We start from the raw sequence: 19,535 nt of genomic DNA on the forward strand, positions 1-19,535 counted from the left end.
ATATAGTAGTTTATAACTCAGATTTATAAAAAAGTGATGTTTAATAATATCTTTCAAATTTTAGAGAATTTTGGTTTTCTCTCAAAACATCGTTCGGTATACCTTCAATTTTCAGATGCATCCCTGAATAGTCAAGTTTTTTTACAACGTATAGATGGGCAACATTATCTTAATCAGGGCATAACTGCAGATTTGATTTGTTTATCAACCAATGCTCACCTTCCACTTAAAAAATTTATAGGTGTACAGGTTGCTGTTGATCAGGTGACAGATCAAGGACAATTATTTCGTACTACAGGTATTATTACTGGAGCATCACAGGGGCAAAGTGATGGTGCTCTAACTTTATATAAGCTCACAATAAGTGATTCAACTTATCTTTGGCATAAACGCAGAAATAGCCGTGTGTTTATGAACAAGAGTGTGAAAGAAATTAGTGAAATTCTTTTTCAAGAATGGCAAGGGAAAAGCCCATTATTTGCTGCTAGCCTTACACTAGATTTGAGTGGGTTAAAACAGCAATATGATACTCGTCCTTTCGTTATGCAGTTGAACGAAACTGACTATGACTTTCTAACTCGTTTATGGCGAAGTGAAGGTATTAATTGGCTGATTGATGAAGCGGAACTGATTGTACCGAATAATACAGATCATATTCAGGCACAAAAATTACGTCTCATTGATGATAATAACCAATTTCAAGCGCTGACAAGAAGAACGGTTCGTTACCATCGAAGTCATGCAACTGAACAGTTTGATAGCATGACTAGTCTAATCGCTGGTCGTAGTTTACAGCCGACTTCTGTGTATGTGCAGCGTTGGCAGTCAGATGTATTACAACAAACAGATGGGGCTGGCAATGTACAAAGTAAACATCAACATAGCAGTAATTATGACAATCAGAGTTTAAGTCTTGAAGATGCTTGGCATTTTAGCCCAGCATGGATGCAAGATTTGAAAGGTGAAGATGGTGCAACACCAGCAAGTGGTCAGCAGCTAGAAAAGTTCAATCAAAACTTAAGTGCTTATCATGATGCTCAATCTAAGCAGTTTGTTGCTCAAACTACTGTACGGGATACACAAGTCGGCTATTGGTTTGAACTTAATGAGCATCCGGAAATTGATCTACATAGTGGAGCAGACAAAGAGTTCTTAATTATTGGTAAGAGTTACTACAATCAGAACAATTTACCCAAAGATTTAAATCAGCAAATTCAAGCTTTGGTTCAACAAAGCGATTGGCAGATGGGTAACACAGAAGAACGTCAGGGTAATGAACTGATTTTACTACGCCGCAATATTAAAATTGTGCCTGAATATCAACCATTACAAAATCGGCCTAAAGCTTCTCCTCAACGTGCGCGTGTCGTTGGTCCAGCGGGTGAAGAGATTTATGTTGATCAATGGGGACGTATTAAAGTTCGTTTCTTGTTTACCAGAAGTGATGACCATAACCACGATGGTGGAGCGGGAAGTAATGACAATGACACTGATTCAGCTTGGATCGATGTTTTAACCCCTTGGGCTGGAAAGGGGTATGGTGTACGTTTCTTGCCACGTGTTGGAGAAATCGTTGCTATTAATTTCTTTGATGGTAATGTCGATCGCCCATTTGTAGTTGGACGCATTCACGAGGCCGAACGTCATCCAACCCGGTTTGACCAGAAAGGACAGTTACCCGATACCAAAAAACTAAGTGGGATTCGTTCAGAAGAGGTGGGTGGAAAAGGCTTTAACCAGTTACGACTTGATGATACGACTGGGCAAATTAGTGCACAGTTACAAAGTAGCCATGCTACTAGTCAGTTAAACCTTGGTAATTTGAGCCATCCTAAAGAAAGTGCGACAAGTGAAGGTCGTGGTGAGGGGTTTGAACTCAGAACAGATCAATGGGGGGCTATTCGAGCTGGTAGTGGTTTACTCATTACTACTCATAAACAAGATCAAGCCCAAGGTGTACACCTTGATGCAAATAATGCCGAACAACAAATAGAGGGTAGCCTCAACAATGCCAAAGCACTTAGTGAAGTTGCTAAAAATCAGCAAACCGATCCACTAGAAGTGCTTGAAAATCTAAAAACTTTTTTAGAGCAAATTGAACAGCAAGATAAAGATAAAGCAGCTGTATTTAAGCAAGCTATTATGGTGTTAAGTGCACCAAATAGCGTGGCTATAGCAAGTAACGAAGATATACATCTAAGTGCAGATGGCCAATTAAGCCAAAGTGCTGGAGATAGTATTAATTTAAGCACTCAAAAGAACATAATTGCACACGCACAAAATAAGATCAGTCTTTTTGCAGCCCAACAGGGAGCTAGGCTCTATGCGGGTAAAGGGAAAGTTGAGATACAAGCCCAAGCTGACGGAGCAGACTTAATTGCACGTAAAGGCGTTCAGATTATTTCTACGGAAGACCGCATTGAAATTACTGCCTCTAAAGAAGTTGTAATCACATCTGGTGGTTCCCAAATTAAGATCAATAGTTCGGGAATTTTCCCCGTCACAGGCGGGAAGTTTGAGGTGAAAGCTGGGCAGCATTTATTTACTTCTGGAGCAAGTGTGAGTGCAAATACTCCACAGTTACCTAAAGCTAAATCAATGCAAGGAGCTTTGGAGTTATTGCGGAGTTATGGTGGAGAAAATTTCTTCAAGCAAAATAGCTATAAAGTTATTGATTCATTAGGTAAGCAAATCACAGGCAAACTCGATGGAAATGGTTTCGCACAAGTAACAGGTATTGCGCCTGGACCGACTAAAGTAGTTTTTGAGAAGGATAATACCAGTGCTTGGCTACAAAGCAGTGATTTTAATCGTAAATACACTTGGGCTGAGCCAGTCAAAAGTGTTCAAGGTTTAATGAAAAATACCCTAGGAGCAGTGGGACAAAATGCTATGTCTCAGTTGCAAAATAATCTTTTTTCAGCTGATAAAAATAGTTTCAAAAACTTTGGCAAGAATACTTTAGATAATTTAGTTGGACAAACAGTAGGTCAGATTAAAAATCAGGTAACCAATACTGCCCTCAATACTGTTTCAAAACAACTTAATCACAATTTATCTGCCGATCAAATGAAAAGTCTTGGTCAAATGGCGTTAAACCCAAGCCAGTCTCTTGAAATGCTTAAAGAGCAGAGTGAAGGTTTTCTCAGTAATCAAATGGCTGCAAAATTATCTAAGTCCATAAATCAAGATTCACCTATTCAGCAGAGTGCTGTAGATACTTTTGTGCAGTCAAAAAAGTAGATTAGATGAATAGAGCGATTCAACATAGAAAAATATTGCTGTAATTGAATGAATTAAAGGTTTTATATTGATGGCTAAAGAGAATACACAACAGAAAGAAATTAAAAAACAACCTGCTGTTGAACTTGCTGTTTTTAACTTAAATAGCGTTACGGATGTAGCGGACTTGCAAATGATTGCAAGTCAGGTTCAGCGTTATTTACAAGTGTGTGGGAACACGACACTAGAACAAATAAAAAGTAAGGCCAATATAACCACGGTTGCTAATATCTTTGCATTAACGGGTAGTGTATTAGACCTAATGCTCTATGCTACAGATAAGAAAACTGGTGATGTTGCTGTACAACGTGGGGCATTACTTGCGGCAAATTTAATAGGCTTATTTTCAGAACCAAGTAATGAAGCTCATGCGCGCATGGCTTTACGTCCGATGTTTGGTTTAATGGCAGAGTGCTTATATCGAGAAAATGGAAAAATTACAGAAACGGATATTAAGCGGTTAGGTTTACATCTCAATGCGATGATCGCTGGAGATTTAGAGAACTTTTTAAAAGAGACTCAAGCGAAGTTAAGCACTCTACTTGCCAGTGCTACAGCGTTGGGTGTAACTATATTACAAAGCATGGCGACCCCAGCAACAGGTATAAATGTAGGAATAACTACTGCGGCAGGTGCAAGTGCAGAGAAACGAGATCCAAAACTCAAATTTACAAATTGGGCCATTCCACTCATTGATTTATTAGGGAAGCCTACCCAGGCAAATTTAACCCCTAAAATACAACCAACTATAACAAGTCTTTTACAACAAGAAGCAACTCAAGCTATTGTGGCTTTAAGTCAAACTTTACAACAGCAAGCGAATGCAAGCCAAAAATATACGTTGGCATGGCTATTACAAGAAACGCTGAAAGCTATACAAGCATTAGAAAATAAAGGTAATGCAAATGTGCCAATCAACCAGACGGGCGAGTATGAACGGCATACGAAAGGAGACACTTTAGAGTTTGTAAGTTTACAGGCAGATGCTTTAAATGCTCCGCCATGTGAAGGTGCTGATTCACAATCTGGAAAAAGTATTAGCTATTCAATTGGTGCTGAACGGGTTCAACATGCAGACTTCTATTTACCGAAAATAGGTTTTTCTTTTATACGGCAATATAACTCACAAATGGATGAGTTTGATCAAAGCATGATTGGTGCACGTTGGATGATGCCATTTTCCAATATGATTCAACAAAATGCTCAAGGCTATCTATTTATTGATAGTAAAGGGCGAAAGCATCAACTACCAGCTTCCATTACATTTGAAACTTATGAAGTACCGTATGAAGGAATAATAGTACAACCTCTTAAAAGTGGAGATCTGGTTCTAAACTTTGGGGGAGACTGGTCTTTTCAATTTCATCAGTTTTCAGTTGGACAGCCTTATCAATTGATTCAACAATTCAATGAAAAAACACTAGAAAAGATTGATTTAAGTTACCTTATTTTTGAAAAGGTTGCTTATCTTCAATATGTTGATTTTCAATTAGAGCATGCCAAACACCAATTAAAATTTGCTTTTAATGAGCAAGTTAAAATTATGGCGGTGTTTTTAGATGATAAAGCCGAACCATTAGCACGTTATGAATACGATACCCAAGGGAACTTAATTAAAGCTACTGATCAGAATGGCCATATAAGAACTTATGAATATAATCACTTTCATCAACTAACACGTTATACAGACCGTACAGGGCGTGGACAAAATATTCGCTATGAATCAATAGACGCTAAAGCTAAAGCGATAGAAGAATGGGCCGATGATGGTAGTTTCCATACCAAATTAAAATGGCATCCACGTTTACGTCAAGTGGCGGTTTATGACGCTTATGATGTTCCAACTTACTATTACTTTGACCTCAATGGATTTACTTACCGCACACGTTTAGCCGATGGACGTGAATCATGGTACAGCCGTGATGGACAAAAGCGGATTACTCGTCAAATTGATTTTGAAGGGCAAGAGACTCAACAAGAATATAATGATCAAGATCAACTTGTTAAAATTGTCCAGCCAAACGGCGGAGTAATTCGTTTTGCATATGATGAACAGGGTAATTTAGTTGAAATTAAAGACCCAGAGGGCAGTATTTGGAAACGCGAATATGATAAAAATGGTAACCTTAGTAAAGAAATCAATCCATTAGGGCATATCACACAGTACAAATATAACAATAATAATCAATTGGTTGAAGTCATTGATGCAAAAGGTGGTGCTAAGAAAATTCGATACAATGAATTTGGGCAGATGATTTCATATACCGATTGCTCAGGTAAGAGTAGTACATGGGAATATGATGAAGATGGTGCACTGACTGCTGAACAAACCGCAAATAATAAAGTTGTACAGTATTTTTACAGTACCAAGGGTCAAGATAAAGGGCAGCTACAAAGTATTATTTATCCTGATGGGTTAAAAGAATACTTTGAACATGATGAAGAAGGACGTTTACTTAAGCATATAGATACTAAAGGTTTAGTAACGGAATATAAGTACAATCGAGTTGGCTTGTTAGAACAGCGTATTGATGCCAATCGACATAGCATAGCTTATCAATGGGACAAACAAGGCCGTATCCAAAAGCTGATTAACCAGAATCAAGCCGAATATTTGTTTGGATATAATCAATATGGATATTTGATACGTGAACAAGCCTTTGATGGAGAGGAAAAGCACTATAGTTACAATGAGAACGGAAGGTTATTTCAAATCCGTCAACCAAATATACTGACCCAATTTGAATATTATGCAGATGGACAAATTGCTTCGAAAAGCTTTACCCATTTACATACAGGGCAGAAACAAACAGAACAATTTGACTATAACCTGAATAGCCAACTGAGCAGAGCCAGTAATGAGGTTAGCCAAATTGATTTCTATCGCAATGCACTTGGACAGTTGGTTAGAGAGCATCAGCATTATAAAATTCCAGAACTGAAACCGCTCACAGCAGTATTACGTTATGAATATGATGAGCTTGGAAATTTAATTAAAACAATTCGACCTGATGGACAAACATTGAACCATCTTGTTTATGGTTCAGGGCATATTTATGCGATTGGTTTAAATAATCAAGAGGTTATTTCATTTCAGCGTGATGATTTGCATAGAGAAACAACACGATTATTAGCAAATGGACTCATTCAAACCAAACAATATAATGATGTTGGATTATTGAGTTCACAGTTCATTCAACCTGAGCAAGAAACTCAAGACTATTTACAATATCAAGCACATAGATACTATCAATACGATCAAAACTATTTGCTTAGTCAAGTCGAAGATAGCCGTCTGGGTAAGCTCAATTATCAATATGATCTAATTGGGCATTTAATCGCAGCGCAAAGTCTACATAAAGCAGAAAGCTTTAGCTTTGACCCAGCTGGTAACTTAATTGACACTGACTCGGTATTAAGTCCAGCACAAATTAAAAATAACCTTATTAAAAGTTATAAAGGTAAACACTACCAATATGACGCTCAAGGTAATGTGACAGAGATTACTCAAGCAGGTAAAAACCTTAAACTGACTTGGGACAATCAAAACAGACTTATTCGAAGCGATAATAATGGTCTAGTTACAGAATATGGTTACGATGTATTTGGTCGTCGACTCTACAAAAAAACAGCCAGAGTATTAACTTTATTTGGTTGGGATGGAGATTTAATGATATGGGAGTCTTTTAAATCTGCACAGACCAATTATACAAAGCACTATATTTATGAACCTGATAGCTTTGTTCCACTATTACAAGCAGGTTATAAGGATTTCATTCAACTCATAGAAACTCCTGATTATCAGGAATATCAAACAAAACCTTATTCTATTTATAAAGACCCAGTATGGAATAGTAATACTCGGAAAAAGCGTACTGATTTAGAGCAAATTACATTCTACCACTGTGATCAGGTGGGAACACCACAAATCATGACCAATACCCGAGGAGAATGTGTTTGGGAAATTCTCCACGACACATGGGGAACGGCATTGGAAATTACAGCGGTAAACCAAGATAATCCATTTGAACAAAATAATTTACGTTTTCAAGGACAATATTACGATCTGGAAACAGAACTGCACTATAACCGTTATCGTTATTATGAACCTCATAGTGCAAGATATGTAAGTAAAGACCCTATTGGGTTGGAAGGAGGTTTAAATATAATGAATTATGTTATTAATCCGAACCAATTGATTGACCCGATGGGACTATATGTTGTATTAGACTTTTATAAGCATAAGAATATAATAATTGCTAGAGATATCGAGAAAGATACAAAATTAATAATACAAAATGTATATACTGGGGGGCAAATTAACGATATTGGTTTTACTTCTAACGGTACAGCATTACCTAATGGGAAATATTTTTTGGTACCTGATGATAGACATCCTGATTGGTATGCTTTATATGGGGATGACGGTTGGATTGATGATTTCTCAATTGATGGTAAGAGAAGTGGATTCCGGTTGCATCCTGGAAGAGTAAGTTTAGGCTGTGTTACAGTTAAGTCCACAGTAGATAATCAACAGTGGAATAAGTTAAATGAGATGATTTCTAGTACTAAAGTTAGGAAAAAATATGTCTGGAAAGGAGGACGTTCAGACAATTGGATGAATTTTGGTTGGAAAAGAAAAGAGGTTACAAACTGGGGAGAAATAAATGTTAAATAATATTAGCAAAAAATTATTGTTAATTGGAGTATTAACTCTTATTGGATGTTCATCAATAGAAAAAAAATCTTGCATTAATAATTTTAATAAGAGAGTTTCTGTTTTAACGGAAGATAAGCAAGTGATTAAATCAATTAATTTAATTGATAAAAATATCTTTTGTGGAGATCAAGCATATAATGAATTTTATAATAATATAAATATATTTTTATTGGGATTGGATGACACTCAGAAAAAAAAATTTTATACAACTTTGTTTTTTACTGAATTTCACAGAAATGAAAATGGTGGTGAGTTTGTTGAATTTTTATTAAAAAATAAGATAAATATTTTTGATCAATATATGGAAATTTTAAATAATAATAATTTAATATCTAAAATGGACTATACAGATGAAGAATTATTGAATGTTAAGGAATTGGGGAAATTAATGAAAAATAGGTAAATAAACCGAATTAAAATTTTAGCTTTTAATGAGAAATAATTTTATTGACAGGCTTGTAGAGGTATTATTTATTTTTTATGATTATTTACATCTGTGATCTATAAATTCAATATAACTGATGACTAAGGAGAGAAAAGCTGCTAAAAATATAGAAATTATAAAAAAGAATGTGGGTGTTAAGAAAATGAGAGGGTCTGAGTGAGGATAAATAACATCTAAGCTCAGGATGAACTATAAAATAATATTTTAATTTTAGTATGGATTGGTTTTTATATATTAACTACTTAGTCAGATAAGAATTATACTTTTAGGTTAATTTTATATTTAAATAGATATTAATTTAACTTGAATAATTCTTGAGCTGCATATGAGTTTCCTACTTCAGCAGACTTTTCAAACCAAGTACGGGCTAAGGATAAGTTCTTATCCACTCCTAGCCCGTCTTTATATATTTTCCCGAGATGATACTGTGCATTGCTTTCGCCTTGATTTGCAGCTGCCAAAAACCATTTTTGTGCTTGAGAATAATCTTGTTTTATACCATCTCCGAGTAAGTACATAAGCCCTAAATTATATTGAGCATCAATGTCTCCTTGGGTGGCAGCTTTCAAATACCATTGAGAAGCTTCTAACTTATTTTGAGTTACTCCTCTGCCATGTAAAAACATGGTGGCAAGATTTATTTGAGCATCTGAATCACCTGCATTCGCAGCATCTAAGTAGTATTTAATAGCCTTTTGATAGTCCTGCTTAATACCTAAGCCTTTACTGTAGAAATTTCCAAGTTCATTTAAGGATGCAATGTCACCTTGTGTTGCGGCTTTCTCATACCAATATTTTGCTTTGACATAATCTGGCTTAATATACTCATTTCCCATGTATAATAAACCTAAATTATATTGAGCATTAACATAACCCTGATTTGCAGATAAAGTGTACCATTCAATAGCTTTTAGAATATCGGGTTGAATGTCTTTATATCCTTCTGCATACATTACACCTAAATTGTACTGTGTTTCAGGATCTCCTTTTTCAGCTTTTGATCGGATATCAGTTAAATCAATATTGTTTTTTATATTAGTATTAGTCTGACTAGATTGCTGTTGTTTAGTATTGTCATTTGTTTGTTTTATAGGTTTTGCCCATCCTGAACTCAGGATGCTTAAGAGACAAATAGTTAGAAAAATTCTTTTTGGTAACATCTTTTATCCTCTATACATATTTTACTTTGGTTCTTATTTTCAGAGTTTAATTTTGACTTATTGGGACTCATCTAAATCACGTTCGCGGCATGATAATTCATAGTAATTACCTTTTGGCAGAGAACTAATTTTAAACCCATAGTAAGTGCTATTGGTTTCTGTCGGGGCGATATTACATTGATTCTTTTTTGCAAATTTTTCAATTAATTTTAAATTGGTGGTTTGTTTAAGTACAGCTCCCCAACCTTCGCTCACACAACAGCCCACATATTCAGACATATATTCATCTGAAATAAGTACAACGTTTTGTCCCATAAATTCATAAGGTTTTTTGAGTTTGTATATATCGTTATAGTCTGCTCTTGAAATATTAGGTTTTTTGGCTAAGAAACCTTTTTGTTTAAGAACTTCAAACTTTAAAAAATCTTCAGGACCAGTACCAAGTCCCCGATAAATCGAGCTATTGTCCTCTGCAAAACTATATGAGCTGAAAATGCTAACTAAGCTTAAAAGTAATAATTTTTTCATTTTAAATTTCAAAAGTTATCAGAGGTCGCAATTCTTTCATATCTTATGAATAGCGTAAAGTAAATGACTGATTTTTATAGTCTACCCATAAAATATAGTATCGGTAATAGTTAGTTATTAGATTATTTTTTTCTTTGAATAAGATGAGATAAAAGAGGGAGGAAAGCAACCTCAATAGTGGCTTTCCTATCTTTTAAAGTCATGAACGTGCTTTAAAAATAAGCTTAATGAAATAGGGTTATTTCTTCTGTTTAAAACGGTATTTACATTTTAAGCAGCGGTAGTCTTGAAAGATATTTTTATCGATCATTACACCTGCTTTTTTACCAAAAATATTACCAACTACACCGCCAGTAATTCCTGCACTAATGGCACCAACAAAAGTCCCTACTGTTCCGCCAACAATTACACCTAAAGGACCAGCAACAGTACCAATAGCTGCTCCAACAGTAGCGCCAGTTGCAGCACCACCTACAGTGCCTGCTGTTGTGCCGGCAGCTGTAAGTAAAACACCGCCAGTTGTTCTAAGTAATTTGTCATGGTCACGTGCTTCAATTTCTGTAGAACCACACTTAGGACATTGCAGAGCTTTTTCCATAAAATTTCCTGTCTTTCATCATTGAGTGACACAGTTGAGGGCTAAATCAGTGCAGTGGATAAAGAACCTGTCTTGCGATGCAGTATCTTTTGCCTATTGAGTGATCGTAACGATAAACTGGTCTGTTTTGATTTTAGCTGAACATTGACACAAATATTTATAGATCATGTAAACACTTGTACTTTAATAATTATCTCATTAAATACCAATGTTTAGAATGACTAAGGCTTACATATCGATGTGTCTAGCAGAGAGCAATTTAATAATGATGAATAGAATGTGAATGGTTTTTTGAGTAGATTTTCTGAAGTTGCTTAGGGTGGCGAGCTGTTAAATGATAAAAGGCTTATTCTGTTTGAATAAGCCTTCTTTGAAGATTAGAGTGATTTTTTCCAACTCAAAAATTTATATAATCCAAACATGAATGCAATCCAAATTGGAATTAAAATCACAGATTTTTCAAACCCTTGAGTCCACATGATGTATAAAATCATGCCAATAAAAATCAAAACAATATAGTTACTTAAAGGTGAAAATAGAGCAGGGAATTTAACAACTTTATCTTCAAGTTTCATGGCGCGTTTAAACTTTAAATGAGTAAAGCTAATAATTGCCCAGTTTAAAACTAGTGCAGCCACGGCCATGTACATGAGATAGCTTAAAGCTTGTTCTGGAATAAAATAGTTCAGTAATACACAACCAAAAATCAGAATAGAAGAAAAGATAACAGCAGGTGTTGGAACCCCCTGTTTGCTGACTTTTGTAAAAATTTTGGATGCATGGCCTTGTACTGCGAGTCCATATAACATCCGACTGTTTGCGTACATACCGCTGTTATAAACAGAAAGTGCGGCTGTTAAAATAATAAAGTTAAGCAAATGCGCTGCCCAACCAATCCCAAGCTGGCTAAAAATCATCACAAATGGACTTTTATCTAAACCACCGAGGTCAAGCTGATTCCACGGAATAAGCGACATGATGATAGCAAGCGAAGCCACATAGAAAACCAAGATTCGAAAGATGACTTGGTTAATGGCTTGTGGAATGCTTTTTTCTGGATTTTCGGCTTCAGCGGCAGTCATCCCAATCAGTTCAATACCGCCAAATGCAAACATTAAAAAGGCAAGCATATAAAATAGGCCTGAGAACCCATGCGGGAAAAATCCGCCATGCTGCCATAAGTTTGCAAAGCTAGCGATAGAGTCACTACCCGCGGTAAGCAATAAATATAAGCCAAACACGATCATGGCAATGACCGCCGCAACTTTAATAATAGCTAACCAAAACTCAGATTCGCCATAAAATTTAACGTTGCCTAAGTTCAAACATGTGACCAAAACAAAGAAAAATAAGGCTGATATCCAAGCAGGAATGTGGGGCCACCAGTAATGCACATATTTAGCAACGGCTGTCAGTTCGGTCATCGCGACCAGAATATAAACAACCCAATAGTTCCAGCCCGATAAAAAACCGGGGAATTTCCCCCAATATTTTTGTGCAAAGTAACTAAAGGAACCGACCACAGGTTCTTCTACGATCATTTCACCCATTTGGCGCATAATTAAAAATGCGACCAAACCGACAATGGCATAACCTAAAATAATAGAAGGACCAGCAGACTGGATGACTTGTGCAGAGCCTAAAAATAAACCTGTCCCGACAGCACCACCCATAGCGATTAACTGGATATGGCGATTTTTAAGTCCGCGTTTTAATTGGGAAGATGAGTTGCTCAAAATATATGCGCTGAATAAAAAAGCTGGCGCTATTGTAATAGATTGGTTAGGGATAACCTAGTTTGAAAAGGATTTTACTCAGCTAAATAAAAAGGATCCGTACAAAGCTATACGAATCCCTTTTTGAAAATTGGTTATTTTATAAATTAGAAAGACACCATTTTGCCCGGATTAATCATTGCGCCGATGCCATACATGCTTTTAGCGAGTGGAATAACAACGGGAGCAAGGGTACGACCAAAGATAATATTTTGATGATCAATTTTAGATAACATTTCGAAGTCGTTAGATTGCCCAACAAAGTCATTTGCAATGGCTTTACCAATACGTACCGTCTGTGCAACGCCGTGACCACTCCAGCCATGAACAGCATAAATCGGGAATTTATTGCCAAATTTACGGCTATCGACTGCACCATTTACGGTTAAATCGGTCGTACCACTCCAGACAAAATCCATCTCTAAATTTTTAATCTGAGGGAAAACTGTATGAATTCGATGCTCTAAATAATTTAAAGTTTTTTCTGGTCCCCAGCATGTTCCTGTACCTTGGCCACCAAACAATAAGCGGTTGTTAAACACGGGACGGTAGTAATCAATTTGGAACTGTGTGTCATAAACTGGATGCCCAAACGGTAAAATCTCTTTCGTATCAAACTCGAGCGGGGCTGTTGTTGCAACATAAGTATAGAACGGAATAGTAGTATTGTTTTGCTCTGATAAAAGTTTAAAAGAAGCATGGTGTACGGCTAACACCACAGACTTTTTAGCTTTCACGACAGCATTTGCAGTTTGAACATAAATACCATCTGCTTTTTCTTCTATTGAAAGAACTTCTGTTTGTTCATAAACAGTACCGCCATTTTGGCAAAAGCCATAAATTAAGCCACGGTTTAAAGCTAAAGGATGAATTTGTCCCCCTAACTCATCAATTAAACCACCTGTGTAATAATCAGACTTAATAAAGTCCATGAGTTCGTGTTTACCTACAATACGCGTATGGTCTTCACCTAAGTATTTTCGTGCATCGGCGCCTTGTGTTAAACCAACTAAATGTCCTTCATGAACGGCAGCAGTAATATGACCATATTTTCGGTCAAAGTTGAGTTGGTATTTTTCCGAGATGTCATCAATGAGTTGCATCGCTTCCGTAGAGGTAAAATGCCAGAGTTTTTTAGCATCTTCATAGCTCAAGCGATCGGCCATTTCTTGAGCTTCCCAGCGAGCTAAACCAGGGGTAAGTTGTCCGCCATTGCGTCCAGAAGCTGCGCTACCTACACGGTTTTTTTCTAATAAAACAATCTCTACGCCTTGTTCAGCTAAATGTAAGGCCGTAGATGAACCCAATAAACCACCGCCAATAACTACCACATCACATTCAATATCAGCTTTTAAACTGTCAAAAGTATGCCAATCAGAAAGTGAGCTTTCATAATAGTTTGCAGGGTTATCTACCGAGGTACCATTAACTGTGGATGTATCAAATTTTGCATGTTTTGGATTTAACCAGCTCCACTCTTTACCTACTTGTAGAGATTTACTCGGTTTATATTCCACGTCTTTTAAAAGTTGAGGTTTAGAAATAATTTTCATAATAAAGTTCCTTAAAAATTAATAAGCATTACTAATAGCAATACTTTGTTTTTTAATCGTTTTATAGATAAATAGGAGAATACCCAAAGCTAACCAGAAACAACCAAACATGAGTGAAGATGAATCGAGATTAAGCCAGAGGCAAATAATGCTAAAGACTGATATAAGCGGTAAAAACAGGTTTAGAAATTTATTTTTAAACCCTGAACGCTGTTTATCTTTAATATAAAACTTCATAAAAACTGAGAAATTTACGGCTGTAAAAGCGACTAGAGCACCAAAGCTGATTAGGCTGACGACTTGGGCTAAATCTAGAAAAACCGCTGACATTGAAATAAGACCAACAAACAAAACCGAGAAAAACGGTGTACCTAATGAAATATGAATTGTCCCAAAATACTTTTTAGGGAAAATATTATCGGTGCCCATTATATACAGTAAACGTGAAGCGCTGGCATGTGAGGCAAGGCCAGAGGCGACTGTGTTCATAATTTGCCCGCATAAGAATACGGATTGGAAAAAAGCACCACCAACGTAAAGCACAATTTCAGGCAACGCTTCTGAAGGGTGTTGAAAGCGTAGATTATTTGGAAAATAAAGCTGAATAAACCAAGCGGCTGTGAAAAAAATAAGCCCGCCAGCGAGAGTCGTTAACATGACTGCACGAGGAATATTTTTGGTGGGTTGTTTGGTTTCATTAGAAAGCGTGGTAACCGCGTCGAAACCTAAAAATGAAAAGCACAAAACTGAGGCACCCGCAACGAGGGGGAGTAAAGATTGGTGCTCATGCCAGAGTGGGGCCAATGTAAGCACATGCTCGTAACCTTGAGTCGAGCCAATACCCTTAATCACTAAATAAACAAAAATGACCATGAGTATGATCGGTGCAAACACAAACAATAGACTCAAATTGGCGAGTAACCGAATGCGGAAACAATTCACTAAAGTGACTAGGCTTGCCGACACAATGACCCAGAACCAGTAAGGCAGACTTGGGATAAGGGCTGTGAGATAAATTGCAGCTAGCAAAACATTAATGAGGGGTAATAACAAATAGTCGAGTAGTGAACACCAACCGACAAAAAAACCACTTTTAGGCCCTAAACTTTCAGCGGTATAACTATATGCTGAACCTGATTTTTCTGAATTTTGACTAAATCTTGCATAGCTCCAAGCGGTGAGTAGCATGGCGCCAAGTGCGAGTAAATATGCCAGTGGTACATGTCCATTGGTAATTCCAGAGACAATACCGAAAGTGTCAAACACCGTCATGGGAGTCATGTAGGCAATACCAATAATCGTGACTTGCCAAAGTGACAGTTTTTTTAAGGAAGACGTTTTATTTTCCATGTCATTTCAACCTCAAATTCGTTGTTTTGCTTTTCATCCGGAAAAGCGATGCTATTTTTGAGCCAAAACTTCCCCTAGACTTGAATAAACATGTCTATTTGGAGAAAGTTTGTACAAAAGTGGGTGGCTGTTTCGCCTTGGTGACGCCCTAAAGCAAGATCAAATACTTATATCTTTGATATAACTCTAGATCACGACCAATTGAAAAGATTGACACGGTCGTGACAGAAACTGCTCGGGGCTTTGGCCTTTAAATAATGTGCCTGTTCTGATGGTGATATCATTTGAAGTAATCACTCGAGAAGAGTCGTTAATCACAATTGCTTTTTGTTTAATGTTTTTAAGCTTCGGCATAAGAATTTTTTCGAGTGCGGAAACTAAAATATCGGTGGCAATCACACCGATAAATTGATCACGAATCATGACTGGATGGGCAAGAGTGATGGTGTATGCACCATTGCAAATGTAGTCGACATATGGCCCATGAATGCACGGACTTTTGTTTTGAGCAGGTTTATGGAACCATTCAAAAGAGCGAAAATCTAAAAAGCGCTGAGCATTTTGATAGTTTTCAAGTTTGGCTTGTTGCAACTGATCTTCTTTTTTATACCACCATTCGAGTGTCCAATAATCTTGTTCTTCTTGCGTTGCAGGGCTATAACTTGCAAAACCAATACCCTGACTGTAATGGCTTTCCTGTAAGGCCTTTTTAATTTCTTTTTGCAAAGCTGAACGCTCTAAGCCTGAAAGCTTAACGTCTTTGGTTTTTTCAGGTTCATGTTTTGAAAGAATTTTGCTCGCTTTAGTTGCCAGCTTTTCTGTAATGGTTGTCGTTTCTTCAACCACCGTCTTTAACAAATTTTGAAGCTCTTCTATATCTAAATGTTGGGTCATTCCTATAACTCCTAAAATTCCGTATTTCTCACTCGATATTTTATAAGTGCTCTACTTTATTGTTTTTATTCAATAGATAACTTATATCGAAGCATTTGGTCTGTTAGCATCGAAATGATTTTTCGCGCTTGAATAACAGCATCATCTTCATTGCCTTGAACAAAAGATGATAAAAGTTGGTGGTATTGAGCGACGACCAGTTGATGGAATTGATCATCTTGATAAAGCACAGCAATGAGCGGTGCCCATTCGGCTTGTATGGTTAACTCTTGATTTGCCAAGCGAGCTGATTGAGCAAAAGAGGTGAGTGTTAACAAGCAACGTAAATCAAGTTGGGCACGTGTGTCTGCTTCAACGGCCTGTTCAAATTGATCAATAAGTTCTTTAATTTTGCCTAATTCATATTCAGTGGTTCTCTGTGCTGCCAAATATGCGCCATGGCTTAAAATTGCACTGTGAAATTCGCCTAAATCAGCTAGATATTCATTGGACGCTTGGCGAAGAGGGTGTTTGTTTAAGAGTAAATCGGAAGGTAACTCGCAAACAAAGCTTCCGCCGTTTCGTCCACGTCGTGTATCAATCAGACCTTTTACGCGTAAAGTATTTAAAGCTTCACGGACTGTAATGGGTGACACTCCCATTAAGCGAGCTAGATCCGCCTCGTTAGGAAGCTGTTCATTGCTTTTGAGCAATCCAGAGATAATTGCATTTTCCAAGCGTTCCACAACTTGTTCCGATCGAGTTGCCTGAGCGATAGGTGCAAAAATTATCGTATATGCTGACATGGCGAATTCTCTAAAAGCTAAGTCGGAGACTTAGCTTAATGAAACGGATAAATGATTAAAATACGCCATATTGATGGACGGCCTGTTCATCTTCAGGCACAGCTGGTATTGCATCCCAAAGTTCAACAATTTTGCCATTATCGACTCGCCATAATTCAAAATAGGCATGTCGATTTCCGGCAATACTTCCTTCGGAATGTGTCAAGACAAATTGACCATCAGCAATGGAGCGATGCGTTTTGGAGTATACCAAACCTTGTCCTTCATTACGGATATTGTTCAAAAAATCAATGACTGCTTTAACACCATCGCCAATGTCTGGACTATGTTGAATGAACTGATCGTCGTGAGTGTATTCTTTAAATGCCTCATAATTGCCATCAATTAATGACTTCTTAAAGAACGAGGTCACAATCTCACGATTTTTCTCTGGATCATGGTGAGTGACGATTTCAGTCGGACCATCTAATTGTGTTCTACCACTCACATTCGGTGCAGCTTCTGCTACCAGTCCATCCCAATGTTCCACAATTTTGCCATCTTTCACTCGGTAAATATCAAAACCGACTAAAGGGTTTTCATCTAATCCTTGAAAGCGGCCATGAATTGCAACCAAGTCACCATCTGCCAATACACGCACAGCTTCATGTTGCATGTCGGGGCAGTCTTCTACCAATTGGCGAAGGCCTGAAATGCCATTTGCAACGAGTGGTGAGTGCTCTATAAAGTCTTCAGAAAAATAACGGTCCAGAGCAGTGGTGTCGTGCAAATTAAATAGCTCATGATGGGCTTTAGTCACCAAGTCTTTCATTTCTTGTTTATTCATTTTGATCTCCTTTCAAAACTCATTGTTATTATTCGTTTGAACTCATCACATGTTTAACGCGAGTATATTCTTCAAAACCGTAGCCAGATAAATCTTTACCATAACCTGATTTTTTGAAACCGCCGTGTGGCATTTCTGCGGTTAAAGGAATATGGGTGTTAATCCAAACTGTACCGAAATCAAGTTCACGAGAAAGACGAGTGGCACGGGCATGGTCTTTAGTCCAAACACTTGAAGCTAGGCCATATTCAACATCGTTGGCTTTTTCAATCGCATCATTTTCATCTGTAAATTTTTGAACGGTAATCACTGGTCCAAAAATTTCATTTTGAATGGCTTCGTCGTGTTGTTTTAAGCCACTAATAACGGTTGGTTCAAAATAGAAGCCTGGACGGTCTGCTTGTTTTCCACCTGTTTCAACTTTGGCGTGAGCAGGTAAGTTGTCAATAAAGGCTTTAACATTTTTCAATTGGTTGGCATTGTTGAGTGGGCCATAAAGCGCGTCTTGATCATCTGGTTCACCAAAACGGGTATTTTTTGCAGCTTCAACTAACTTGCTTAAAAATTCATCATGAACAGATTCTGCCACAATCACACGCGTTGCCGCCGTACAGTCTTGGCCTGCGTTGAAATAGCCCGTTAATGCAATCATTTCAACTGCTTTGTCGAGGTCAGCATCTTCAAAAACCACTACAGGTGCTTTACCACCAAGCTCAAGATGTGCCTTGGCTAGATTTGCTGCGGCAGAAGCTGCAACTTGTAATCCCGCACGAACTGAACCTGTAATCGAAACGAGTGCAGGGGTCTTATGTGATACAACTTTTGAACCCACCTGAGCTTGGCCTAACACCACGTTAAATGCACCTTTAGGGAAAAATGGTGCAGCAATTTCAGCAAGTAAAAGCGTACTTTCCGGCGTCGTATCACTTGGTTTAAGTACCACGGTATTACCTGCGGCTAAAGCTGGAGCAATTTTCCAAACAGCCATCATGAGTGGATAGTTCCAAGGTGTAACTTGTCCAACTACACCGACAGGTTCGCGGCGAATAGAAGAGGTTAAACCTTCTAAATATTCACCTGAAGCAGTGCCATTGAGTAGGCGGGCAGCACCTGCAAAGAAACGAACCTGATCTGCCGATGCACCCACTTCTTCAGATGCAATTAAGTGTTTTAACTGACCCGTATTACGACTTTGTGCCTCAATTAAACGCTCCGCATTTGCTTCAATAGCATCTGCTAAATTCAGTAATGCTTTTTGACGAGTCGAAGGTGTACTGCGTCCCCAAATTTTAAATGCTTCTTTTGCAGCGGCATAAGCAGCATCAACTTCTGCCTCGGTTGCATTCGGTGATTGTGCATAAACTTCACCAGTCACTGGGCTTACCAAGTCGAAATAATCATTTCCTTTGCTAGCAACATATTCGCCGTTAATAAAGTGTTGTAGTTGAGTTTTAGCCATTTTTTATACCTTGTCCTTAGGTTTTAACATATAACATATAATACTATATGTATTATGTTTTAAATTTTCTGTCAAATGCTTTGATGAGGGGAGTGAGTGAAAAAAGTTGGAATTTAAATCAAATTAGATTTTAAGTTTTTGATTTGATTATTTAAAAAAT

The 19,535-nt window shown here is 37.4% G+C and carries 13 protein-coding genes; 3 read left to right on the plus strand and 10 right to left on the minus strand.

The annotated features are described in order from the left end of the window. Positions 1-36 precede the first annotated feature (36 nt). The 3 genes from J663_RS06830 (at position 37) to J663_RS06840 (ending at position 8,405) form a co-directional block, all read left to right on the plus strand. Positions 37-3,243 (plus strand): type VI secretion system Vgr family protein, encoded by a 3,207-nt coding sequence (locus tag J663_RS06830; RefSeq protein ID WP_033848699.1) that lies wholly within the window; start codon positions 37-39, stop codon positions 3,241-3,243. A 70-nt stretch (positions 3,244-3,313) separates the two neighbouring features. Then, entirely contained in the window at positions 3,314-7,960 is a 4,647-nt protein-coding gene (locus tag J663_RS06835; RefSeq protein WP_171073657.1) for an RHS repeat-associated core domain-containing protein, read from the plus strand. Beyond that, positions 7,950-8,405 (plus strand): hypothetical protein, encoded by a 456-nt coding sequence (locus J663_RS06840; protein WP_033848701.1) that lies wholly within the window; start codon positions 7,950-7,952, stop codon positions 8,403-8,405. Before J663_RS06835 ends, J663_RS06840 begins: the two co-directional genes overlap by 11 nt. Positions 8,406-8,740: 335 nt before the next feature. Here J663_RS06840 and J663_RS06845 read toward each other — a convergent pair whose 3' ends face one another. The 10 genes from J663_RS06845 to J663_RS06890 form a co-directional block, all read right to left on the minus strand. Next, positions 8,741-9,607: a tetratricopeptide repeat protein gene (locus tag J663_RS06845; protein ID WP_033848703.1), complete on the minus strand. Its 867-nt coding sequence runs from the start codon at positions 9,605-9,607 to the stop codon at positions 8,741-8,743. 57 nt (positions 9,608-9,664) lie between these two features. Then, positions 9,665-10,135: a hypothetical protein gene (locus tag J663_RS06850; RefSeq protein ID WP_033848705.1), complete on the minus strand. Its 471-nt coding sequence runs from the start codon at positions 10,133-10,135 to the stop codon at positions 9,665-9,667. A 238-nt stretch (positions 10,136-10,373) separates the two neighbouring features. After that, complete coding sequence (locus J663_RS06855; RefSeq protein WP_016141827.1) at positions 10,374-10,733, minus strand: hypothetical protein; 360 nt, start codon at positions 10,731-10,733, stop codon at positions 10,374-10,376. A 377-nt stretch (positions 10,734-11,110) separates the two neighbouring features. Further along, positions 11,111-12,469 carry an amino acid permease gene (locus tag J663_RS06860; RefSeq protein ID WP_081404641.1) on the minus strand — a complete coding sequence of 453 codons (1,359 nt, stop codon included), beginning with the start codon at positions 12,467-12,469 and terminating at the stop codon, positions 11,111-11,113. Positions 12,470-12,615: 146 nt separating this feature from the next. Continuing rightward, positions 12,616-14,061 carry an NAD(P)/FAD-dependent oxidoreductase gene (locus tag J663_RS06865; protein WP_033848710.1) on the minus strand — a complete coding sequence of 482 codons (1,446 nt, stop codon included), beginning with the start codon at positions 14,059-14,061 and terminating at the stop codon, positions 12,616-12,618. Between the two features lie 18 nt (positions 14,062-14,079). Next, complete coding sequence (locus tag J663_RS06870; RefSeq protein WP_033848711.1) at positions 14,080-15,411, minus strand: APC family permease; 1,332 nt, start codon at positions 15,409-15,411, stop codon at positions 14,080-14,082. A gap of 186 nt (positions 15,412-15,597) precedes the next feature. Then, on the minus strand, positions 15,598-16,305 hold the full coding sequence (locus tag J663_RS06875; protein WP_033848712.1) for a cache domain-containing protein: 708 nt from the start codon (positions 16,303-16,305) through the stop codon (positions 15,598-15,600). A gap of 65 nt (positions 16,306-16,370) precedes the next feature. Beyond that, the gene (locus tag J663_RS06880) at positions 16,371-17,090 is read right to left on the minus strand and encodes a FadR/GntR family transcriptional regulator (RefSeq protein ID WP_014206133.1); all 720 of its coding nucleotides are present in this window, start codon (positions 17,088-17,090) and stop codon (positions 16,371-16,373) included. A gap of 55 nt (positions 17,091-17,145) precedes the next feature. After that, entirely contained in the window at positions 17,146-17,916 is a 771-nt protein-coding gene (locus J663_RS06885) for a nuclear transport factor 2 family protein (protein ID WP_016802970.1), read from the minus strand. Positions 17,917-17,944: 28 nt separating this feature from the next. Beyond that, positions 17,945-19,375, minus strand: coding sequence for a gamma-aminobutyraldehyde dehydrogenase (locus J663_RS06890; RefSeq protein WP_033848716.1), 1,431 nt, complete (start codon positions 19,373-19,375; stop codon positions 17,945-17,947). Positions 19,376-19,535 lie beyond the last annotated feature (160 nt).

Source organism: Acinetobacter sp. 826659, assembly GCF_000588515.1.
Taxonomy (GTDB): Bacteria; Pseudomonadota; Gammaproteobacteria; order Pseudomonadales; family Moraxellaceae; genus Acinetobacter; species Acinetobacter pittii.